This is a genomic window from Congregibacter sp. (assembly GCF_965660375.1).
Classification (GTDB): Bacteria; Pseudomonadota; Gammaproteobacteria; order Pseudomonadales; family Halieaceae; genus Congregibacter.
Genome location: NZ_CBFHZO010000049.1, coordinates 1 through 22,755, shown reverse-complemented (window position 1 = coordinate 22,755; position 22,755 = coordinate 1). Strand labels below are relative to the sequence as shown.

General features: G+C 57.6%; 18 protein-coding genes. 6 read left to right on the top strand and 12 right to left on the bottom strand.

Going from position 1 to position 22,755, the window contains the following annotated elements; genetic code table 11:
- Positions 1–26: 26 nt before the first annotated feature.
- Entirely contained in the window at positions 27–608 is a 582-nt protein-coding gene (locus ACTG3T_RS03990) for a PadR family transcriptional regulator (protein WP_439100970.1), read from the bottom strand.
- A gap of 138 nt (positions 609–746) precedes the next feature.
- Between ACTG3T_RS03990 and ACTG3T_RS03985 the strand changes: the two genes are divergently transcribed.
- The 3 genes from ACTG3T_RS03985 (at position 747) to ACTG3T_RS03975 (ending at position 4,695) form a co-directional block, all read left to right on the top strand.
- Positions 747–1,715: an NAD(P)H-dependent flavin oxidoreductase gene (locus tag ACTG3T_RS03985; RefSeq protein WP_439100969.1), complete on the top strand. Its 969-nt coding sequence runs from the start codon at positions 747–749 to the stop codon at positions 1,713–1,715.
- Between the two features lie 98 nt (positions 1,716–1,813).
- Positions 1,814–2,488, top strand: a complete 675-nt coding sequence (gene msrA / locus ACTG3T_RS03980; protein ID WP_439100968.1) for a peptide-methionine (S)-S-oxide reductase MsrA — start codon at positions 1,814–1,816, stop codon at positions 2,486–2,488.
- Between the two features lie 143 nt (positions 2,489–2,631).
- On the top strand, positions 2,632–4,695 hold the full coding sequence (locus tag ACTG3T_RS03975) for a M13 family metallopeptidase (RefSeq protein WP_439100967.1): 2,064 nt from the start codon (positions 2,632–2,634) through the stop codon (positions 4,693–4,695).
- A gap of 78 nt (positions 4,696–4,773) precedes the next feature.
- Here ACTG3T_RS03975 and ACTG3T_RS03970 read toward each other — a convergent pair whose 3' ends face one another.
- The 6 genes from ACTG3T_RS03970 to ACTG3T_RS03945 all read right to left on the bottom strand — a co-directional run bounded on the left by ACTG3T_RS03970 (position 4,774) and on the right by ACTG3T_RS03945 (position 11,356).
- Positions 4,774–5,439, bottom strand: a complete 666-nt coding sequence (locus tag ACTG3T_RS03970) for a 3'-5' exonuclease (RefSeq protein WP_439100966.1) — start codon at positions 5,437–5,439, stop codon at positions 4,774–4,776.
- On the bottom strand, positions 5,439–7,304 hold the full coding sequence (locus ACTG3T_RS03965) for a putative nucleotidyltransferase substrate binding domain-containing protein (protein WP_439100965.1): 1,866 nt from the start codon (positions 7,302–7,304) through the stop codon (positions 5,439–5,441). Before ACTG3T_RS03965 ends, ACTG3T_RS03970 begins: the two co-directional genes overlap by 1 nt.
- 2 nt (positions 7,305–7,306) lie before the next feature.
- On the bottom strand, positions 7,307–7,768 hold the full coding sequence (locus ACTG3T_RS03960; RefSeq protein WP_439100964.1) for a hypothetical protein: 462 nt from the start codon (positions 7,766–7,768) through the stop codon (positions 7,307–7,309).
- A gap of 145 nt (positions 7,769–7,913) precedes the next feature.
- Positions 7,914–9,644, bottom strand: coding sequence for a sodium:solute symporter family protein (locus tag ACTG3T_RS03955; protein ID WP_439100963.1), 1,731 nt, complete (start codon positions 9,642–9,644; stop codon positions 7,914–7,916).
- A gap of 11 nt (positions 9,645–9,655) precedes the next feature.
- Complete coding sequence (locus tag ACTG3T_RS03950) at positions 9,656–9,925, bottom strand: DUF4212 domain-containing protein (RefSeq protein WP_439100962.1); 270 nt, start codon at positions 9,923–9,925, stop codon at positions 9,656–9,658.
- Positions 9,926–10,021: 96 nt separating this feature from the next.
- On the bottom strand, positions 10,022–11,356 hold the full coding sequence (locus ACTG3T_RS03945; protein ID WP_439100961.1) for a DcaP family trimeric outer membrane transporter: 1,335 nt from the start codon (positions 11,354–11,356) through the stop codon (positions 10,022–10,024).
- A gap of 219 nt (positions 11,357–11,575) precedes the next feature.
- Between ACTG3T_RS03945 and ACTG3T_RS03940 the strand changes: the two genes are divergently transcribed.
- Positions 11,576–12,235, top strand: coding sequence for a response regulator transcription factor (locus tag ACTG3T_RS03940; protein ID WP_439100960.1), 660 nt, complete (start codon positions 11,576–11,578; stop codon positions 12,233–12,235).
- A 48-nt stretch (positions 12,236–12,283) separates the two neighbouring features.
- Here the strand turns inward: ACTG3T_RS03940 and ACTG3T_RS03935 are convergent, their stop codons facing one another.
- The gene (locus ACTG3T_RS03935; RefSeq protein WP_439100959.1) at positions 12,284–15,808 is read right to left on the bottom strand and encodes a PAS domain-containing hybrid sensor histidine kinase/response regulator; all 3,525 of its coding nucleotides are present in this window, start codon (positions 15,806–15,808) and stop codon (positions 12,284–12,286) included.
- Between the two features lie 82 nt (positions 15,809–15,890).
- Positions 15,891–16,949, bottom strand: a complete 1,059-nt coding sequence (locus ACTG3T_RS03930) for a 3-deoxy-7-phosphoheptulonate synthase (protein ID WP_439100958.1) — start codon at positions 16,947–16,949, stop codon at positions 15,891–15,893.
- Positions 16,950–17,058: 109 nt separating this feature from the next.
- On the opposite strand from ACTG3T_RS03930, the gene ACTG3T_RS03925 reads away from it, so the two are divergent.
- On the top strand, positions 17,059–19,128 hold the full coding sequence (locus tag ACTG3T_RS03925) for a prolyl oligopeptidase family serine peptidase (protein WP_439100957.1): 2,070 nt from the start codon (positions 17,059–17,061) through the stop codon (positions 19,126–19,128).
- A gap of 31 nt (positions 19,129–19,159) precedes the next feature.
- Here the strand turns inward: ACTG3T_RS03925 and ACTG3T_RS03920 are convergent, their stop codons facing one another.
- The 3 genes from ACTG3T_RS03920 to ACTG3T_RS03910 form a co-directional block, all read right to left on the bottom strand.
- Entirely contained in the window at positions 19,160–19,612 is a 453-nt protein-coding gene (locus ACTG3T_RS03920; protein ID WP_439100956.1) for a YcgN family cysteine cluster protein, read from the bottom strand.
- Between the two features lie 65 nt (positions 19,613–19,677).
- Complete coding sequence (locus ACTG3T_RS03915; RefSeq protein WP_439100955.1) at positions 19,678–20,403, bottom strand: NYN domain-containing protein; 726 nt, start codon at positions 20,401–20,403, stop codon at positions 19,678–19,680.
- Positions 20,404–20,484: 81 nt separating this feature from the next.
- Positions 20,485–21,708: a cation:proton antiporter gene (locus ACTG3T_RS03910; protein ID WP_439100954.1), complete on the bottom strand. Its 1,224-nt coding sequence runs from the start codon at positions 21,706–21,708 to the stop codon at positions 20,485–20,487.
- Between the two features lie 195 nt (positions 21,709–21,903).
- Between ACTG3T_RS03910 and ACTG3T_RS03905 the strand changes: the two genes are divergently transcribed.
- Positions 21,904–22,755 (top strand): SulP family inorganic anion transporter (locus tag ACTG3T_RS03905; RefSeq protein ID WP_439100953.1); only part of this gene is annotated, 852 nt, incomplete at its 3' end.

Below are 22,755 nucleotides of genomic sequence, written 5' to 3'. Positions count from 1 at the left end.
GACCGTGCCCGGGAACCGGGTTCCCATTATGCCGTATCCGCTTTCGCAGCCGTAGGGCTGTCGTCCGCGGCACTGGCCAACAACTCCAGGGCGTCATCGCACCAGGCCAGATACTGCTTGCCACCGGTGATGCCACCAAGAAGGGCGAGGTACACGCCCTTGCGGCGAAGGGGGAGTGTTTCGGGATCTCCGTAATGTCGCCGTCGGATCCGCTCGTAGAGATACAGGCGCTGCATCATGGCCTCCCGGCGCTCCCGCAGACGGCTGCGCAGGTAATCAATATTGGACTCGGACAGGTTATAGAGCTTGATGTACAGCTCATCTTTGGTCTCTTGAACACGCATGCGGTCTTTGGTGAGCACCCATTCATCGAGGGCCTCCCGACCCAGGTCCGTCAAGGCGTAGAGAATTTTGTCGGGACGACCCTTCTGCGCCTCAGTACGGCGGGTCACCCACTCAAGATCGCTGAGCTTGCCAAGCTCCCGATAAATCTGCTGGTGGGAGGCGTGCCAGAAAAACCCCAGAGACTTGTCGAAGGAACCCGCGAGGTCATAGCCGGACAGTTCATCCTCTATCAGCGCGGTCATAATCGCGTAGCGCAATGCCATGACGCCTCCTCAAATGGCGGTGGTAGAGCGAGATTGTGCACCCCTAAGCCGCGGTATGCAAAATGTTGCATAAAAGCCTGGCTTACCTTAATCTGCCCAGCGATTTTGGATCTACTGTAATTCACTAAGGAGCCCTCCATGGCACTGCCCGACTTTCTCTCCTCGCGACTGCGTTTGCCTGCCGTCGCCGCCCCGCTGTTTATTATCTCCAACCCTGATCTGGTCATAGAGCAGTGCAAGGCCGGCATCGTGGGTTCCTTTCCGTCCCTGAATGCGCGCCCCCTGGAGGAGTTGGATCGCTGGCTGGACCGCATTAGCACAGAGCTCGCCGCCTACGACGAAGCCAACCCTGATGCGCCATCCGCCCCTTATGCGGTCAATCTTATCGTGCACGGCTCCAACAACCGCCTGCAGGAAGACCTCGAGATGTGCGTGAAGTACAAGGCACCTATCGTGATCACCTCCCTGGGCGCCAAGGAATTCGTTAATGACGCTATTCACTCCTACGGCGGTATTGTTCTCCACGACATCATCAACAACCGCTTTGCCAAGAAGGCCATCGAAAAAGGTGCCGACGGACTGATTGCCGTAGCAGCGGGCGCCGGCGGCCATGCGGGCACAACATCACCCTTCGCGCTGGTGCAGGAAATCCGCGAGTGGTTTGACGGTCCTCTCCTCCTCTCAGGCTCCATTGCCAGTGGTGATGCCGTGCTGGGGGCCCAGGCCATGGGAGCGGATCTTGGCTACATTGGCTCCGCCTTTATTGCCACGGACGAAGCCAATGCCGAAGAGGCCTACAAACAGGCTATCGTTGACTACAACTCCTCGGACATCATCTACAGCAACCTGTTCACCGGTGTTCACGGCAACTACCTCGCACCTTCAGTGGAAGCGGCCGGCCTGGACCCGAGCAACCTGCCGGAGAGCGATCCCACGGCCATGGACTTCGGATCCGGGGGCAACACCGATGCCAAAGCCTGGAAAAATATCTGGGGCTGCGGGCAGGGGATTGGTGCAGTCAAAAGCGTTGGGCCCACAGCGGCCCTGGTGGAACGTTTACGCGTAGAGTACGCCGCCGCGAAGGCGCGCTTGCTGGACGCAGCCTGAACAACGGCCGCGGTAGGGGAACCTATTCCCCTACCCGCTGCCGAAGTGGGTAATCATTAGGAGAATATCTGATGCTGCGCCACACCACAGGAAGACCTTTGTTCAAGCTCTTATTCAAACCGCTGACCGCGCTTTCCAAAACTCCAGCCGCGCACTCCAAAAACCCCGCAGCGGCGCTCACCGCGCCGATGCTTTTACTGGCGCTGCTGGCGACCGGCGCCCAGGCCGAGGAGCGCAGGGCGAGCTTTGCTGGCGGCTGTTTCTGGTGCGTTGAAGCGGATTTCGAAAAACTCGACGGCGTACTGAATGTTGTCTCCGGCTTTACCGGCGGGACCCTCCAGAACCCCACCTACCGGGGTAATCATGAAGGGCACTACGAAGCTGCTGAAATCACCTACGACAGTGACGAGATCAGCTACGAAGAACTCCTGACACATTTCTGGCGCACGGTAGACCCCCTGGATGCCGGCGGCCAGTTTTGTGATCGTGGCTTCAGCTATAAAACCGCCATTTTCGTTGGTAATGATCAGGAGCGGGAGGCCGCCGAGCGAACCCTTGGAGAGGTCGATGCACTATTTCCCAACGATGATGTCGCTACGGTCATTCTTCCCGCAGGGCGCTTCTGGCCGGTGGAGGAGTACCACCAGGATTATGCCGAAAAGAATCCCCTGCGCTACAAGTATTATCGCTTCGGCTGTGGCCGGGACAAGCGTGTAAAAGAGCTCTGGGGTGACAAGGATTGGGGTCTGCATGGCATGGCCTCAACACCCTAACGCACCCCCCAACGCCGGTGGCCGCCCACGGTTCGTCGCTGAAACCCCGCGCTTGCCCTCAAGTGCTGTTTGCGACCCTTGTGGACTGTTGAGTTCCCTTTATCCTTAAAAACAAACAAGCCTTGAGCCTCAGGTTTTACTTCATGATGAAAAATTACGCCTCTCTTGTTCTTGCAGCAGCACTCCTTTCTGCCTGCAATCAGTCCTCAACAAGCAATGCGCCTGCGGGCGCAGCCACCGGCACAGAAGCCGGCAGAACGCTGGCCTCCGGTGTCGATACCGCAGGCATGGACCGGTCGGTGCGCCCCCAGGACGACTTTTTCCGCTACGCCAATGGCAGCTGGCTGGCGGAAACAGAAATCCCCGCCGAAGAGATCGGCTGGGGCAGCTACATGACGCTTCGTAAGGACTCCCTCGAGCAGTCCCGCGCCATAGTGGAGGAACTTCTGGCGGAGGGCTCCGATCTTCCCCACGCGCAGATGCTCATGGATTTTTATCGCGCATGGATCGACGAGGAGCGCGTAGAGGCCCTGGGGATAAGCCCCTTGAGTGAGGATCTGGCAGAAATTTCCGCACTGCAGACCCACGACGACATTCTCGCCTACCTTGCCGACATGAACGCGGCCGGGCTGGATGGACCCTTCAATTTTTTCGTCAGTCAGGACTCCAAGGACTCCTCAGTCTACGTAGTGTATTTCACGCAGTCTGGTCTGGGCATGCCCGATCGCGACTATTACTTTGACGACAGCGAGCGCGGGCAGGCGTTGATCGGCGCCTACAAACGCTATGTGAGCACCCTGCTGGGACTCGCCGGGATCGCAGAACCGGAAAAGGCGACGGATCAGGTCTATGCTCTGGAAAGGGCGTTGGCGGAACATCAGTGGGATAAAGTCAAAGACCGGGACCGGGAGCTGACCTATAACCCCACCGATCACGAAACTATCACGCAGATGCTGGACACAGTGGACTTCGATCGTTTTCTTGCGGGCATTGGGGTAGAGGAACAGCCCTACTACGTCGTGCAGCAACCCTCCTACTTTGAGGCAGTTAACCAGCTGTTTAGGGATGCCTCAGTGGAGAGCTGGAAGTCCTATCTCGCCACGCGGTTGCTGACCGCCTACGCAGGCTATCTGTCGTCCGAGTTTGTAGATGCGCGTTTCGATTACCAAAAAGCTGTTTACGGCCGCGAAGAGCAGGTGCCGAGATGGCGCCGGGCTCTGAGTTCTGTCAACGGACTCATCGGCGAGACGCTGGGGCAGCTTTATGTCGAAAAGCACTTCTCGCCGGATGCCAAAGAGAAGATGAATGAGATGGTGAGCTATCTTATCGCGGCCTACGAGGACTCCATTCGCAATCTCGACTGGATGGGAGAGGAAACCCGGGAAAAGGCGCTTCTCAAGCTCTCGAAATTCACCCCCAAAATCGGCTATCCCGATGAATGGGAGGACTACAGCGCGTTGACCGTGGCGCCGGATGATCTGCTGGGAAACATCAAGCGGGCCCGCATCTTTAGCCACAACGAGAACGTCGATCAGCTCGGCAAGCCCATCGACCGAAAGAAATGGTTTATGGCTCCCCAATCGGTCAACGCCTATTACAACGCGGGCCTCAATGAAATTGTCTTCCCCGCGGCGTATTTGCAGCCGCCCAACTTCAACCCCGCCGCGGAAGACGCAGTGAACTATGGAAGCATCGGTGTGACCATCGGACACGAAATCGGTCACGGCTTTGATGATCAGGGAAGCAAGTTTGACGGTGATGGCAACCTGGTTTCCTGGTGGACCGAGGAAGACCGCGCAGAATTCGAAAGACGAACCCAGGGCCTCGTCGACCAGTTCAACGGTTATGAAGTGAAACCGGGGCTATCGGTCAATGGCGAACTCACACTGGGAGAGAACATTGGCGACCTGGGAGGCACGGCCATCGCATTAAAAGCCTACCGGATGTCTCTGGAAGGAAAAGAGGCGCCGGTAATCGATGGTTTTACCGCAGAAGAGCGTTTCTTCCTGGGGACTGCCCAATCCAGCCGTGTGAAGTGGCGGGATGCCTTCCTGGAGCTTCTCGTGAAAAACGACCCCCATGCGCCCGATAAGGTGCGGGTCAACGGTGTGCTGTCGAATTTCTCGGATTTTTACGAAACTTACGATCTAACGAAAGACGACGCGCTGTATATCGCACCGGAGAAACGGGTTTCGATCTGGCAGTAAACCCATTCTAGTGGGCGTTTAGAGTTGCGGAGGGAGTTGCGGAGGGAGTTGCGGAGAGCGTTGTGGGGCGCCTTACTTTCAGCTCAGGTCTCTAAGCAACAGTCCCCTACCCCGTTTCGCAATATGCCCTAGCAGCAATTCCGCGGTGGCCATGGCGTCGCCCAAGGCGTTGTGAGCGTTGTGCGATGTCAACGCGTAGCGCTCCCGACAGGCACCCAGGCGCAGGTCTCCCTGCCCGATGGGACATTCCTGTCGCTGTAGCAGCCGCTGCTCAAGGAGCAGGGTGTCGATGGTCGGCAGCAGTAGCGGAGTCCCAAAAACCTCCCTCGCGGCGTAATCAAGGAATGCGGTATCCAGGGCCGCGTTGTGAAAGACGAGCACACAACCCCGAGCGGCCTCCAGCAGCGCCTCCAGTCCCTGCTTGACGTCACCCGCATCGCTGAGCTCACAGTCCCGAAGCTGATGAATCGTCGCGCTCTGCCCCACCGATGCTCTGTTGCGAATAAGTAGGTGACGCGCGCTCCCCAAGGCAATCTCCAGGCCATTAACATGAACCCACCCGAGACTAAGGAGCTCGGCCTTTCTCGGATCCAAACCCGACATCTCAGCATCACAAACCAAAAAATCGAGCTTCTCCACCGGCGTCGCCATTGCGGGCAATGGCAGCGACCAGGCACGGGAGACGGCACCGGGCAATTCCGTGCGAAGAGACCACCGCCAGCGCCGCAGCTTGAGCTTCCACATCAGGCCATGCCAGCGCGATAGTTCTGACGAACCGAGGCCTGCGCCTCGTCAATGATGGTAAAGGCATCGCGAAGCTGCTCTTTTGCCAGGCGGGGCAAGGTCCGCGGATTGATGTGATTGTCTACCGGCTCCCCCCGCTGAATCTGCGCGCACTGATGATCCATACGCAGCCCCTGGATGAAGTGCAGAGCGTCGGTCAGGTTCCGCGAATCGACAATCGCCAGCTGCCCTGCTCCGATGAGGGACTGTAAACGGGCCGAGGTGTTCACCTCCGGGAGCTTATTTGCCAGGGCATGGAGGCGGGCTATTTCCGTCACGGGTAACACGCCCCGTTTCTTGATGTCCAGGGTATCGCGATGTTCACCATTGCGATCCACCACAAAACGCCGGAAGACCCCCAGGGGCGGTTTGTTGTCCAGAACATTCGCCGCCAACGCTGCGAGGAAGATTGAATTGCTGCTGGCCTCGGTCAGCATGACATCCTGTAGGGCCTTCGCCAGATCGCGATCACCATAAAGCGCGCGGATATCAAAGAAGATGCTCACTCGCATTACCGCATCGTTGGTAGGTGTTCTGGCCCAGTTGCGTACCGTGTCCTGCCAGTCAACCAGGCGCAGGCGCCAGCTTTTGTTACTGGCCATGATATCGCCGGGGCAGTACTTGTAACCGCAGAGCGCCAGGCCGTCACACACTTTAATTGCCAGGTTCTCATACCAGGGCAGTTGCGCATCGCTGACGCTGTCGGCGATCACGATGCCATTATCCTGATCGGCACCCAGTAACTGCTCAGCTCTCGCCTGGGAGCCAAAGCCCAACCAGGCCCAGGGCCCCGGGGCCTCGCCAAGCTCCGCCTCCGCCAGTTGTATCAGACGTATCGCCACAGCGTCGGAAATTGCCGTCAGGATTTGCGACACCTGGGTTGCTCGCATGCCACCGGCGACCCACTCCACCATGAGGTTACCCATGGACCCCACCAGCTCCTGAATACCCTCGACGCTGTCTTGCCGTGAGATATGCTGCACCAGATACACCGGGTCATTTTTCTTCGCTACGATGAGGTCCGAGGTTGTCACGATACCGGCAAGACGCCCCTCCTCCAGCACGGGCAGATGATGGAAACGCCGCTGGGTCATCATCAGCGTCGTCGAAAACAAGGTCTCGTCGCTGGAAATTGCCTCAGGATTCGGCGTCATCACCTCCTTCACCAGCATCTCACTGCTCAAACCCCTCGCCAAAACCCGGGTGCGTAGGTCGCGATCCGTCAGAATACCCAGCAGCTCATCGCCCGCGACCACGAAAACCGAAGACACCCGCCGCTCGGCCATGGCCATCGCGGCCTCGCGCACCGTCGCAGTAGAGGGCACCGTCAGAATATCCCGGGTCATCACCGAACTCACCGGCGCCAGCATGGCATTGGGTTCCGGTTGATAGCGTGCGGCACGGCGCAAGCGTCGGCTCCGTTGCCCACTGAAATAACGATCGAAGGACCGATTTGCGCCGCGCAGGGATTGATAGGCCTCATCGGGCAACCGGTAGATCAGTGAATCCTCAATCACCAGGGCAAAGACGTTTTTCTCGCCGGCATTGAGCCCGCTAATGCTGAAGCTCTCCCCCTCCCCCAGACGATCCAAAAGCTTGTTGTCACCGTCGCGAATGTCTACGGCGCCGCTTCGCAGAATACGCAGCCCCGAGTGCTCGCTATCCACGGAAAAGCGCTCGCCGTGCGGGTGATAGGAAACTTGCATGGCGGATACGGCGGCCTCCAGCTCCCCGTCACTCAGTTCATTAAAGGGCAAGGAGCCTCGAAGGAATTCGAGAACAGAAGCCAATTCAGAGGCATCACCGGTTGCCAGATTGCCGGTCAAGGCTAATCCTCCTCCTGCAAAAATCGGGTAGACGCGTCGGCGAAATAGGCGCTGTCATCGATGGAGATCACAATGCGTATACGCTGATCTTCGCCGGGTATGTTTGCCAACGGCATTCGCCACTTCAGTCCATTGGCGTCTGCCCGCTGCATGGGCCGGGGCCCCGGATCCCGGCCTGGGTGGGACACCGACATCAGCACGGCCTCCACCGGGTGCGAAGCATTGAGCTCCAAAGCGAGCCCCACGCTCTCGTCAAGCGTTAGCGCCAGTTTGACGTCCTGATTCTCCAGATCGCAGAGACCGCTTGCATAACGGCAGTTACTTTTCTCCACCAACGGGTAGGCTTCACCGGGTACGGCGGGCTTGGCTTCCTCGCCAATAAAGTTACCTATGGCAAACCAGGCGATGATCGACAGAACCGGTGCGACCAACAGCGCTACGACAACGTGCTTGTTTGTAAACATTGAAATCCCTTTTATCGGCTCTACCTTTGTGAGCCTATGTTTGTGAGCCAGCGCTTTGTAAGTCTACCCATTGTGGATAAAAAAAAGGGAGGCTCGTTTCCGACGCCTCCCAGAGAAGTGAACCTGTCAGTGACAAGTCGCTCGCTTAGTGATCGATGGCCGCTTCCGCGCCCGCCGGAACACGAATGCTCTCGACCATCTCCCGAATCTCCTCGGGAGGTGCCGCAGTTACTTTGGACACCGCGATGGCTACAGCGAAGTTGATCACACAACCCACCACACCAAAGGCATTGGGCTCAATGCCCAGGAACCAGTTGGGCGCCATATCGCCGAGGAAGGCCGTAGACGCTATAAACATGATTCCCTTGTGCTGGAATACATAGAACAGCGTGATACCGATACCCGCCAGCATGCCGGCGATAGCCCCCTCCTTGGTGACAGTCTTGCTGAAGATACCCATCATCAGCGCAGGGAAAATGGACGATGCCGCCAAGCCGAAGGCCAGCGCCACCGTCCCCGCCGCGAAGTCCGGGGGGTTAAAGCCGAGATAGCCGGCGCCGGCAATGGCCAGGGCCATGGCGACGCGACTTGCCCGCAGCTCCTGTTTCTCACTGATATTGGGCGCGATCATGCCTTTCAACAGATCATGGGAAATTGCCGAAGCGATGGCCAATAACAATCCCGCCGCGGTGGATAGCGCTGCCGCCAGCCCCCCTGCAGCAACCAAAGCGATGACCCAGTTGGGCAGCTGGGCAATTTCCGGGTTCGCCAGAACGATGATGTCGCGGTCAACCTTAACGAGCTCGTTTACGCTCTCATCGGCAGAATACTGCATCAGCCCATCGTCATTCTTGTCCTCAAAGGCCAGGAGACCAGTTTTCTCCCAGTTCTTGAACCACTGGGGACGCTCCTCGTAGGCCAGATAGTTGCCGGCCTCCGGCTCAATGGTTTGCATGAGATTGAGACGAGCCATCGCAGCTACTGCGGGTGCGGTTGTGTAGAGGATCGTGATGAAGATCAACGCCCAACCGGCCGAGGATCGCGCATCGCGCACCTTAGGCACCGTGAAGAAGCGAATGATCACGTGAGGAAGACCCGCGGTACCAAACATCAGGGATGCGGTGTAAGCGAACATATTGATGCCCGATATTCGCACGTCCGTGGTGTACTCGCGAAACCCCAGCTCTACCACCACCTGGTCCAGCTTGTCTAAAAGAAAGGTATCCGTTCCCACCAGCGTGCTGCCTAAACCCAGTTGAGGAATAGGGTTGCCGGTAAGCTGGAGGCTGATAAATATCGCGGGGATGGTATAAGCCAGAATCAACACGCAGTACTGCGCAATCTGCGTGTAGGTAATGCCTTTCATACCACCAAGCACAGCGTAGAAAAACACGATACACATCCCGACCAGCAGGCCCGTGTTGTAGTCAACTTCGAGGAAACGGGAAAAAGAAACCCCGATACCTTTCATCTGACCGATAACATAGGTTACGGAGCAGATAATCAGACAAATCACGGCCACCACTCGCGCGGTCCGCGAGTAAAAACGATCTCCGATAAATTCCGGCACGGTGAATTTCCCGTACTTCCGAAGATAAGGTGCCAGAAGCATCGCCAGAATCACGAAGCCACCGGTCCATCCCATGAGGAACACCGATCCGCCATAGCCCATGAAGGCGATGAGTCCGGCCATGCCGATGAACGAAGCCGCTGACATCCAGTCCGCCGCCGTCGCCATGCCATTGGATATCGGGTGAACGCCACCCCCGGCAACATAAAAATCTTTGGTGGACCCGGCACGGGCCCAGATAGCAATACCGATGTAAATCGCAAAGGTAATGCCAACAACGATATAGGTAAGTGTTTGCAATTCCATGTTAAGGCCCCCTAGTCTTCTTCGACGCCGAACTCGCGATCAAGCGCGGCCATGCGTGAGCGATAAATGAAGATCAGCACTACAAAAACGTAGATTGCCCCCTGCTGTGCAAACCAGAATCCGAGCTTATAGCCCCCGATCTGTATCTGGTTCAACACATCCACAAACATGATGCCGCAGCCATAGCTTACGACGAACCAAACCACCAGCAGCTTTACCATCAGCGACAGATTGCGCCTCCAGTACTCCCTGGCCTGCTCCTCGGTCATTTTCTTAACCATCTAACACCTCCCCGGTGCTCTTCTGTGATTCTTATGCTTCTTCACTGCGAATTTAGCAAAGCAGTGATGTCTTGCCTCTTGAACTTTGGTCTATGCCTAGAAGGCGTACTTCGCCGCAAACTGCAGCCGGTACATATCGCCGTCCCGGCCGTCTTCCAGTTCTTTTACGCCGTACATCAATTCACCACCGAGCTGCAATTTGGGTGCGGGCAGGTAGTTCAGATTGATGTGCATGGAGCGATAGGACTTGGCCAGATTGCCGGCGGCATCAAATTCAGCGCCGCCGGGGTTACTGGCTTCGGACGCCGAGATTGAAAGATTACTTCGCCACTGATCGTTCCAGTAATGGCGATAAGCCACAAAGCCGCCCCATTGATCGATGGTGCTGATCTCGCCGCTCTGATCTATGTAGCCGTCGTTAAAGGAGTTGAGACCCATGTAGCGTCCCAGAGCGTCACCGTAGCTGGCCATAAAACGCAGATCATTGCGGCCGAGATTCCATTTGCCAGCGAGAGACAGACCATAACCATACTGCTCATCACTGGCGCCCTCGGTACTCGCTGTAGGTCGCTCCTCATAGCTGAGCTGACGTCCAATGGCCGCCACGGACCAGTTCAGGTCTCCGGTCTCACCGTTATAGCGCGCCACCAGGTCAGGCATGAGCTGCGCGTCACTCAGCTGTGCGCCGCCACCCTGGAGGTTGACCCGGGTTGTCTGGTTCTCTATCGCAAGCTGCAAAGGTCCGTTGGTCCATCGAATCATGGGCTGGCGCTCAAACACTGTGCCCACGGGACCCACAAAGTCCAGCAGATCAGGCAGCGCACCGACGTTGAAAAAAGTTGACCAGGCCTGGCCAGCAAGAAGGCTCTTCTGGTCACCGTAATCCCATTTCAGGTAGGCATGCCGGATGCGTGAGCTGAAGGAGTTAGACACGCGTTCATCGCCCTGCCCGGACAGAATGAAATCAAGCTCGATGAAGGAGGATATTTTCCCCACATCCGTCTGGGTCGCCGTACCAAAGTAAAAGCGTGAGGACTTAGCGTGAATATTCGTGTTGGTGTAGGCGTCGCCGTCGCCGGAGACGGGCTCTACGGGTATGAGCGAGGGAACGAAGAGATCGTCCATCACCGAGGCGGGCTTACCCTCGCTGTAGTTACTGGCAATGGCATCAAGCTGCACGTATCCACCGTAGGTGAACTTGGTACCTTTTTTCATGGGGCGCGCTTCTTCGATGTCTTCGGCTTGCACCTCGAGCGTTTGAATGTTGCTGGCAATACTCGTTTTGTTACTGACCACCAGGGACTTCAGTTCGGCGATCTGACGCTCAAGCTCTGCAATACGATCATCGACCTCTGCTGCCTGGGCCGGTGTAAACAAAGCGCTGCATCCAACCAGCGCCAGGGCAAGACCCAGTGGTTTCCTTAAAAACATACCCGCTCCTCCAATTAGTGTTATTGAGCAGGGGATGTTGTAGGCCTCTACGGCTCCAGGGGGTATTCGACCTTGGTCAAATTGAAGCTGTTTCTTGGACTAAAGTCGATAAAGAAAAAGGGAACTTCAGGCAACTAAAGCCGAAAGGAGGCTCGCTTTACTTCGACAGTGAATAGATCACAATACGCTTGATAAGAATAGGTAACAGGCTGAATCACCATGAAATGCATCATCGCCGACGACCATCCGCTCTTCCGTGACGCCCTCTCCATGTTGGTGTCCGGTGGCGATATTTGTGCCGACGTCAGCCACGCCGAAAACGTCGCAGAGCTCCATGATCTGGTGGAGAAAGACGGTGCTCCGGACTTACTCCTCCTCGATCTGCACATGCCGGGCGCCAGTGGCTTCTCTGCCCTTGGCTGGTTCGTAGGCAACTACCCAGACAAGCCGGTGATCATCGTGTCAGCACATATTCAGGCGGATACGGTACGCCGGGCCATTGACCACGGCGCGGCGGCCTTTCTCTCCAAATCCTCCGGCACGGAGGTGATGAATGCGTGCATTCAGGGCGTGCTTGCCGGGAGTCGCGGTCTGCACCCGGGGCTGGATATCAGCGAAAGCGGCGCCAGCCTGAAGGCCCTTGATGTTGCCGACGCCCTCGCCAGCCTGACACCTCAGCAGTTTCGCGTCGCGTCCATGCTGGTAGAAGGACTGCTTAACAAACAGATCGCCTACGAGCTGGGCGTTAAGGAAGCGACCATCAAGGCACACATGACCGAGGTATTCCGAAAACTCGGCGTGCAATCGAGAACCCAGGCTGTTCTCGCCATTGGAAACCTCACCATCGCGCCCGATGAGACCACCCAGGAGGCGGTTTAATCCCGCAAAGCGGCACTTACTCCCACCCAAACAGCGTCCGGGAACACCCTAGGACAGCTCGGTCGCCAGCGCCAGTATCAGGGCTTTTAGGCGCTCGGGATTAACGGGCTTTGGCAATGAGCGGAACCCCACTTCCCGTGCACGCTCTTTGACGTTTGCGCCATCATCGGCGCTCACCATGATGCAGGGACAACGCCAGCCCAACTTGTCAAAGGCCCACTGCAGGGCGGCAATGCCGGTGTCACCGTCATCAAGATGATAATCCGCGACCACCACATCAGCCCCGACATCCTGTAAGCACTCGAACAGCTCCTGCCGGTCGGACACAGCGCTGACAGCGCAGCCCTCAGCAGAAAGCATGGCGGTCATGGCCTCGCGGACTTGCCTGTCATTGTCGATGCAAAGCACCCGGATGCCGGTGAAACGATGTCCGCGACCCATGGATTCTGCCGCCGCCTCGGTGGCAGCCTCGATACCGCAGGGCACCGTCAGGGAGAACAGGCTGCCACGACCCGGGTCGGAGCTCAGTCTTAGCGGTAAATCGAGCAGGTTGGCATAGCGACTTACGATAGCCAGGCCGAGACCGAGCCCTTCCTCACCCCGACCGCCCCCACTGCCCGTCAGGCGCTCAAACTCTGCAAACACCCGCGCCTGCGCCTGGGCTGGTATGCCCGGCCCCTGGTCAAGCACCTGAACTTCCACCGCCTCGGGCCGCCGTCGCACGCCCAAAAGCACTTTTCCTTTCTCGCTGTACTTTATGGCGTTACCCACCAGATTCTGCAACGCCCGGAACAAGAGGTTGCGATCACTGCGTAGCCACAGAGAGGAGCTGCGCAGGCGAAGCTGCAAACCAGCCTTTTGTGCTGCGGGTTCAAACTCTGCATAGACCTCCCGAAGCAGCGCATCCAAAGAGAAGCTTTCCAGTTTGACCTGCTGCTTGCCTGAGTCCAGACGGGCCATTTCCCTAAGCTCGGCAATGAGCGCTTCCGCGCGGTACAGGGATTGATCAATTTTCTCTACCAGCTCCGAGGTGTTTTCGGAATCCCCCGCCTGCGGCTTCAAAGCCTCCACGAACAGTCGCGCCGCGCTGATGGGTTGCAAGAGATCGTGGCTGCTCGCCGACATAAACCGGTTTTTGGACAGAGACGCATCGCGCAATTTTCGCTCCGCTTCCGCACGGAGCCGGTTTTCCCGGCGCAACTCTGCATTGGTATCCGCCAGGCTCTGGCTGCCGCTTGCCACCCGGTCCTCCAGCTCCAGACGCACCTCTTCCAGCTGCGTGACCACCTCCCGGTAGTCCGTGATATCGATATAGGTCGTGACAAAACCGCCCCGGGGAAGGGGCACGCCGTGAATATCAATAACACGGCCATCGGGCAAACGGCGCTCGAGGCGATGGGGGTGACCGCGACGCAACCAGTCGAGACGCTTTTCCACCTCGTGATCAATGGAGCCTCCCGCGCCCCCAAGAACGCCTCTCTCGGCGTTAAAGCGGTAGAGCTTTTCTATGGGCATACCCACGTAGAGCAGCCGCTGGGGATAGGCGAACATGGTTTCGTAGCGGGTATTCCAGGCCACTAAGCGCAGCTGTGCGTCGACCACTGACACGCCCTGGAGCATGGATTCAACCGTGGTTTCCAAAAGGTCGCGATTGAACGTCTGCTGACGACCGGCCTCGGAGACCAGAGATGCGAGACCGGCGAAGTCCACCTGCCGACTTTCCGTAAGCTCGGAAAAAACGCGACTGGAAGAAGCTGCTCCGATGACGCCGGCAAGTAAAGACTCCGCCTCGCGTACAGCAAACAGCGGTAATCTATCCGCGGGGAGGAGTCGCTGCTGATACCGTTCCTCAAAAGAGCGCCAGAGCAGTTGGAGGCGGCCCTCCTCGAGGAAAGGCGGTAACAGTGCGCGAAGCTGCCCAGCCCGCACCGGCGAGAGATTAAAATCGTCGCCTTGCTGCGCGCCAACCTCATCGGTGTCCATAAAGACCGCCGCCTGTCTTTTATCCGCTGCCGACGCCTCGGAAAACTTTGACACCGCCAACAGAAGCAATACGTTGACACCAAGACTCCAGAGCGTCGCATAGGTCAGCGGACCCGGCCCTTCCCAACCAAAAAGCGCCTGGGGCTTCAACCAGCTGATGTCAAACAAGCCCGTGCTGCGTAGCGCACTGCCCGCGGGCAACACCTCAGGCAGCACCAGGCAATAGAACCAAAGGAGCAGCCCCGCAGCCAGTCCTGCGGTAATGGCAACCCCATGGGCGCGGCGCCAGTACAGCCCCGCAAGCAGTCCCGGCGCCAGCTGCGCCGCCGCCAGGAATGACATAAACCCGATTTCTGTCAGCCAGGAAATGCCACTCAGCTGCGTAGACACCCACCACGCCGCCGCCAGAATGAGCAGAATTGTGACCTGCCGGACAACCCTTAGCTGATTCCCCAGAAACAGCAGAGATGCCCCCTGATCAGATTTACCCCGAATCATGAAGGGCACAGCCACTTCGTTGGTGAGCATAATTGCCAGGCTCACTGTGGCTACGATGACCATGCCCGTTGCCGCAGATAAACCGCCCACAAAGGCGATGAGCGATATCCAGGGAGTCCCCAGCACTGCGGGAAGCATTTGCACATAGGTGTCCGGACTCACAGGGGGGGACGAGGGCGCGCTAAAAAGATGACTGCCCGCGAGGCTGATGGGCACGGCCAGCAGCATAAAAAGCAGTAGATACAGCGGCAGTAGCCAGCGAGCCAGCTTGGTGCTCCCGCGATCCTTCGCCTCCACGACCATGACGTGAAACTGCCGTGGCAGGCAGAAAATCGCGAAGGCGCTTATGAGGATCTGGGTGAAAAAATCACCGGATAGAACAAGCTCGGCGGGCGACTGGGCAGACCAGTCCACCACCGAAGCAACATCGGGCCGATTCAAATAGATGAGGGCAAACACTGCGACGCAGAGGAATGCGCAAAGTTTGACCACTGACTCGAGAGCAATGGCACTCATCATGCCCTGGTGTCGCTCCCGGCCATCCAGTCGGCGGGCGCCAAAAAGCACGGTAAATGCGCCGAGCACAATGGCGATAGCAAGTCCCGAATCTGTCGCGGTAAGCGATGGACCTGTGGCATCTCCGGCAATGATGGACCAGGCCTGGGTCAGCGCCCGAAACTGCAGAGCGATATAGGGCAGCACTGCTGCAGTCGCCACCACGGTAACCAGAATGGACAGCTGCTGCCGCTTCCCGAAACGCGCACCAAAGTAGTCCGCGATGGAGGTGACCCGATGTTCCGTACCCAGGCGCACCATGCGACTAAGCATAGTCCAGCCAACGGTAAACACGAGAATAGGGCCGAGATAAATAGGAGCGTGACTCCAGGGGGATGCGGTCGCGCTCCCCACCGCACCGTAGAACGTCCAGGAACTGCAATACACGCACAAGGACAGTGCGTACACAAGCGCCTGACGTCTCGGGGGCCCCTGTTCTTTGCCCAGCCCACTGCGCCGGTCAACAATCCACGCCAGCCCAAACAAAGCGCAGATGTACAGCACTGCAAGGCTGAGGAGATAGGACGGCGAATTCACAAGGGCGGCGCTCCTGCGCGGCTCAAAGAAGTTCTAGGACACTAGCACACAAGCGCGGGGGACCCGTTGCCGTGGCGCATGATCAGCCGAGGGCGCGGCGCTGACGAACCGCATCGGCCAGCCCCTCGAGCACGGCTTCCGTGGCGGTCCAGTCGATGCAGGCATCAGTGATGCTTTGGCCGTAAACCAATGGCTGGCCGGGAACAACATTTTGGCGACCCTCTACCAGGTTGCTTTCAATCATGATGCCGAAAATGCTGCGGCTACCCCGGGCCACCTGATTGGCGACATCCATGGCAACGTCGACCTGCCTTGCGGGAATTTTGCGGCTGTTGGCGTGACTGGCGTCGATCATAATCCGCGCGGGCAAGCCGCCTTTGCTCAACATGGCACTGGCGTCATCTACGGAAAACATATCGTAGTTCGGATGTTTTCCGCCACGCAGAATAATATGGCAATCCGCATTACCCGTGGTCTGAAAAATCGCGGAATGACCCTGCTTGGTAACGGACAGAAAACGATGGGGCTGGGATGCGGAGTTAATCGCGTCGATGGCCACCTGCACATCACCATCCGTCGCGTTTTTGAAGCCCACAGGACAGGACAAACCCGAGGCCAGTTCACGATGGGTCTGACTCTCGGTGGTACGCGCCCCGATAGCACCCCAGGAAACCAGATCGGCGACGTATTGAGGGCTGATGAGGTCAAGGTATTCCGTGCCCGCAGGTAAGCCCATCTCGGCAAGATCCTTGAGCAGCTCCCGGGCGAGATGAAGCCCCTTGTTTATCTGAAATGTGTTGTTAAGGTCCGGGTCGTTGATCAAACCCTTCCAACCCACAGTGGTGCGCGGTTTTTCAAAGTACACCCGCATAACAATCTGCAGATCAGCGCTATGGGTTTTCGCTGCGTCGAGAAGTCCCCGGGCATAATCACGGGCGGCCTTGGGGTCGTGGATTGAGCAGGGACCAACGACAACCAGCAAACGATCATCCGCACCGCCGAGAATGGATGAGATAGCGCCCCGGGCACCGGAGACGGTTTTCGTTGCGCTATCGCTAAGAGGAATATCGTTTACCAGGGATTCTGGAGAAACCAGCTCGTTGGTTTTCTGGATACGGAGATCGTCGGTCACGGAAGGCATGATGGTTTACTGCGGTCGGTTAAAAATGGCGCGCAATTCTAGCATGCCCCTCCTCGCTATTTCTGTCTGCGGTGATAGCATCATCGCTTGGTCATCAAGGAGCTTTACCATGCGTTTGTACAATCCCCGGAGACTCAGGACTGCCTTAGCCACGCTCAGCGCTGCCGCCTTTGGCGCATTGCTGCTAACTCCGTCAGTTTCCGCCCAGGAACCTCCAACACGTGAACCCTTTCAGGCGCTGGATATCTTTGAAATCGAGTGGGCGCTGAACCCACAGATTTCACCGGATGGCGAGCAGGTTGTATACCGGCGCATGGGCTTTGACATCATGGCGGACCGCCGTCGCGGAAATCTCTGGTTGGTAGACGTCGCATCGCAAAGCCAACACAAGCTCAGCAGCTTCGAAGGCAATGAGTCCAGCGCGGTGTGGGCACCCGAAGGTGATCGCATCGCCTATGTGCGTTCGGCAGGGGATGGGGAAGGCTCAGAAATCTATGTGCACTGGCGGGGCGGCGGTCAGAGCGCGCGGGTAACCCGATTACCGGCAACACCCAAGGACATTCGCTGGAGCCCCGACGGCCAGCAGCTTGCCTTTGTCATGGATGTAAAAGCCGAGGCGCCCACCCTCGCCAGCCGACCAGAAAAACCCGAGGGGGCCGAGTGGTCCTCCAAGCCCAGGCTCACTGACAGGATGTATCACGAACGGGACGGTAGTGGTTACCTTGAGGCCGCTTTCAGTCATGTATTCGTTGTCCCCGCCGAGGGCGGCACCGCGCGACAGGTCACTCAGGGGAACTCTCATCACCGCCAGCCCAGCTGGAACGCCGATGGAAAATCACTCCTGGTCTCCGGCAATCGCTCCGATGATTGGCAATACGATTACCGCAACAGCGAGATTTACCGCGTAGCCCTGGGTGACGGCGACACCACCGCTGTTACCAGCGCCGATGGTCCCGATCACCACCCCATGGTCTCGCCCGACGGCAGGCATCTGGCATGGCTGGGTTATGTCGACAAGAAAGAGGCGTTTCAGGTCACGCGGCTACGCGTTGCCAACCTGGACGGCGGCGATATGCGGGAGCTTCTGGGAGACCTTGATCGCAGCGTCAAAGCCATTACCTGGTCGGCAGACAGCAATGGTCTTTATTTTCAATACGACGATAAGGGGCGCACCAAGGTCGCTTATGTCAGTCTGAAAGGTTCCATGAAGACCCTCGCCGACAACCTCGGCGGCACAAGTATTGGTCGTCCCTATGCGGGAGGCTCTTTTAGTGTCTCCGACAATGGCATTATCGCCTACACCCACACGCGGCCCGAACATCCCGCAGACATTGCGATACACCAACGCAACAAAACCCAACTGATCACAGGGCTCAATAAAGATCTGCTGTCCATGCGGAAGCTGGGTGAAACCCGCGAGATCTGGTGGAAGAGTTCTTTTGATGAGCGAGACATTCAGGGATGGATGGTTCTCCCTCCCGATTTTGATCCCGGCAAGAAATACCCACTGCTTGTGGAAAACCACGGGGGGCCGATTCTCAACTATGGGGAGCGTTTCTCACCCGAGATGCAGCTCATGGCAGCCGCCGGTTACGTCGTTTTCTTTCCCAACGCTCGCGGTAGCACGAGCTATGGCGAGGAATTTGCGAATCTCCTCTACCACAATTACCCGGGACAGGATTACGACGACACCATGAGTGGCGTGGACGCCATGATCGCACAGGGTTTTATCGATCCCGAGCAGCTCTATGTCACCGGGGGATCCGCCGGCGGCATCATGACCGCGTGGATCATCGGCAAGACAGACCGCTTCCGTGCCGCCGCCGCAATCAAGCCCGTGATGAACTGGTACAGCAAGACCCTGAATGCCGATAACTGGTACAACTACTACTTCACACGCATACCCGGCACGCCCTGGACCAACCCGGAGGACTACCTGGGCTTTTCTCCTATCTCCCTGGTGGGCAACGTCAACACACCCACCCTGGTTATGGTGGGACTGGATGACTTACGGACGCCGCCGTCTCAGGCCAAGCAGCTTTATCATGCGCTTAAGTACCGCAAGGTACCTACCCTACTGGTAGAGTTACCCGGAGCATCCCACTTCATCGCGAGAAAACCGAGCCAGCTCATCGACAAGATCAGCCATATCCTCGCCTGGTTTGAGCGTTACCGGTAACCAGGCTGAGATGCCTGAAGCTTGTGTGGAGCTATTGGGTATTCGTCACCCAGCGAATAATGTGTTCCTCGAGGTCATCGTCATCAACATCGTTCTCACTTATCGTCCGACCGCGTACAGATATTCCGGCGAGATGCACCGACTGGGGATCTCCGGTAACCAGAGGGTGCCACTCCGGTAAGGGTTTACCCGCGTCTATGAGGCGATAGGCGCAGGTGTCCGGAAGCCAGGCAAGGTTCTCTCGATCCTCGGGAGTGAGCACCACGCAGTCCGGCACAAGCTCCTGACGGGTCTCATAGCGACTGCAGCGACAGCTTGTCTCATCAAGGAGATGACAGGCTACCTGGGTGTAGTAAATCCCACCGCCGTAGGCATCTTCCAGCTTGTGGAGACAACAACGGGCACAACCGTCGCAGAGGGACTCCCACTGATCACGGGTCATATCCCGGGGAGCAAGGTCTTCCCAAAAGGGTTTTTCAGACATCTGGAACTCTGCCTTTAAGATGGACGATGAATTGCGAGGCGGAAAGGTAAGAAAACCTCGGCATGCTAACTCTTGGGGTCACGAATCAGCATCCGATTGTTTTGGCGATCGACCTGAAAAAGGTCCGTCGCCTTGATGAGATCACTGAGACGGCGATAGCCGTAATTTACCGATGAAAAGGATGCATTGTTATTCGAGATGTAACTGCCGACGCGAGACATCTCCGCCCAACCATCGTCATCAGCGGTTTGATCAACTGCCGTGCGCAGCAACTTTACAAGGGTGCTGTTTTGTCGCAGACGCCCCTTGGGCGCTCGTGCCGGTAGTGAATCACTCTCCCCACTACCCTCTTTCGAGGGGATAAGATTCTCAATAAAAATAAAGGGTGAGCAGGAGTCTACAAACGGCGATGGCGTTTTCTTGCCGCCGAATCCGTAAACGGGAAACCCGTTTTCCAGAATGCGCAGCACCAGCGGCGTAAAGTCGCTGTCGCTGGTCATCAGCGCAAAAGCGTCGACATTGCCACTGTAGAGAAGGTCCATGGCATCGATAATCATCGCGGAATCCGTGGCGTTCTTTCCCTTGGTGTAGGCAAACTGCTGCATGGGACGAATGGCGTGGGGATGGAGCTTTTCAGCCCAGCCGGAAAGCGATGGATTGTTCCAGTCGCCGTGGGCATGGCGCACATTGACCGTACCGTGCTTGGCCAGCTCTTCAAGTACCCCTGCAATCGCATTGGGCGTGACATTGTCGCAATCAATCAGTAGCGCGATGCGTTTTGTCTCAGACAAGGTATTCGCCTCGGTGGGTATCCAGCTGTTCTGGGTGACACTCTATAGCGTTGTCTCCCGGACTTGAACACTCGCGATGCCTTACGGGGGCCTGCTCAGCGCGGCATGACCACCAAACCGTCGATAGAAGAGCTTCAACCAGAAAGGTGCAAAAACGGTGGTATAGGCAATTACCAGTACCACAGCCGCATAAACCTCTCCGTCCAGCGCGCCCGCACTGCGACCCAGTTCCGCGAAGATCAGTCCTACCTCCGCCCGGGGCACCATGGCCATCCCCACTGCCTGCCGGACGAGGCGCGGCTCCCCGCGCAACAGGTGCCCCGCCAGCACCTTGCCACCGATAGCAACCACCGCCAGGGAAAAGGAAAACAACCAGACAAACGGCGAATCCCAGTTGATCATCCGCAGATCCAGGGACAAACCCACCCCGACAAAAAATATAGGCGTAAACAGCTGTACGATGGGGCGCATTTCACGGCGCACCTGACGGGTGAAGGCCGCATCGGGGGCCATTTTTTCGCCGAAGGGGAGAAAAAACTGCCGGGACAGCGCGAGCCCCACAACAAACCCGCCCAGTAGCTCCGGCGCGCCTACCGCGTGCGCAATCCAGGCGAAAAACAACACCAGGGACACGATGAGCGTAGCCACCAATCCCGGTAGCTCCGTCACATGTCCGTAGCGGCTGATTACCGCCGAAGCCAGCTCCGCCACGATGGGAGACACAATGAAAAACAGGCCGATGAAGGCGAGCAGATTAAGCAGTCCCCCGTAGCCCACGTCATGAGCAACCGACATCTGAAAAAGAAAGGCGAGAACCAGCACGCCCAAAACATCATCGAGCACCGCTGCGCCCAATACGATCTGCCCTTCCCTGCTATCGTCCCTGCCCACATCCCGAAGAATTCGCACGGTGACACCAATGCTCGTAGCGGTCATAGCGCCCCCCACAAACAGAGAGATCAACAGGGACATATCGAAGGCATAGCGGCACAGGAGAAAGCTGCCCAGCATAGGAATCACCACGCCACCAACAGCAACGACACCAGCCTCCGTGCCGGTTTCCGTCAGGCGGCGGATATTGGTCTCAAGCCCCACCTGAAACAAAAGCAGGATAATGCCGATATCAGCCAAAAGCCGCAGGAGCTCCGAGGGGTGAATCCAACCCAACTGGCTGGGGCCCAGGAGAACGCCGACAAGCAGTTCACCGATGACCGAGGGCGCACCGAGGTGCATGGCGATTTCGCCCGCCAAACGGGCGCCAGCCAGGATAATCGCGATCTGGAGAAGAACTTCAGCGCCTTCCATGGTTTGAGCTCACCCCCGGGTACCGCATAGGAAGAGGTGATGATGGCAGCGCACCGCAACAACAGCAAATATACCCGCTGGACGCTGGCCGCGCTGGAGCGCGAAAATAGGCGCCGGGTGGCGTCCTGTGCTCAACTGTGTATCCTTCGCCGCCCACTTACTCTCCTTACCACTCAACAATAGGATGTCTTTTCTGTGTTCGACACAATTCGCCAGGACTGGCTTGGCAACGTGCGTAACGATCTCCTCGCCGGTCTGGTCGTGGCCTTGGCACTGATCCCGGAAGCTATCGCGTTTTCTATTATTGCGGGGGTAGATCCAAAGGTTGGTTTGTATGCATCCTTCTGCATAGCAGTGGTCATCGCCTTTGCCGGAGGGCGCCCAGGGATGATTTCTGCGGCCACGGGGGCCATGGCGCTGGTGATGGTGGTGCTGGTTAAAGAGCACGGACTGCAGTATCTGCTGGCCGCTACGGTACTTACCGGGGTGCTGCAGATCATTGCCGGCTGGGTGCGCCTTGGGAGCCTCATGCGCTTTGTTTCCCGCTCCGTGGTCACGGGCTTTGTAAACGCCCTGGCGATTCTTATTTTTATGGCGCAGCTTCCGGAGCTCATCGATGTGACCTGGCATGTCTACGCCATGACTGCGGCAGGCCTGGGTATTATCTATGGCCTCCCTTACATCACCCGCGCTATCCCCTCCCCGTTGATCACCATTGTCGTCCTGACCCTTGTTGCCATCGTGTTGGACCTCGATATACGACGCGTAGGGGATATGGGTGAGCTACCGGACAGCCTGCCCATTTTCCTCCTGCCGGAGGTACCCCTGAACTGGGAAACACTAACCATCATCTTTCCCTATGCGTTAACGCTGATGGTAGTAGGGCTCCTTGAGTCGCTGATGACAGCCACCATCGTCGACGACCTGACGGATACCAAGAGCAATAAAAACCGCGAGTGTGTGGGTCAGGGTATTGCCAACATCGCCAGCGGATTCATTGGCGGCATGGCCGGCTGCGCCATGATTGGCCAGTCGGTGATCAACGTG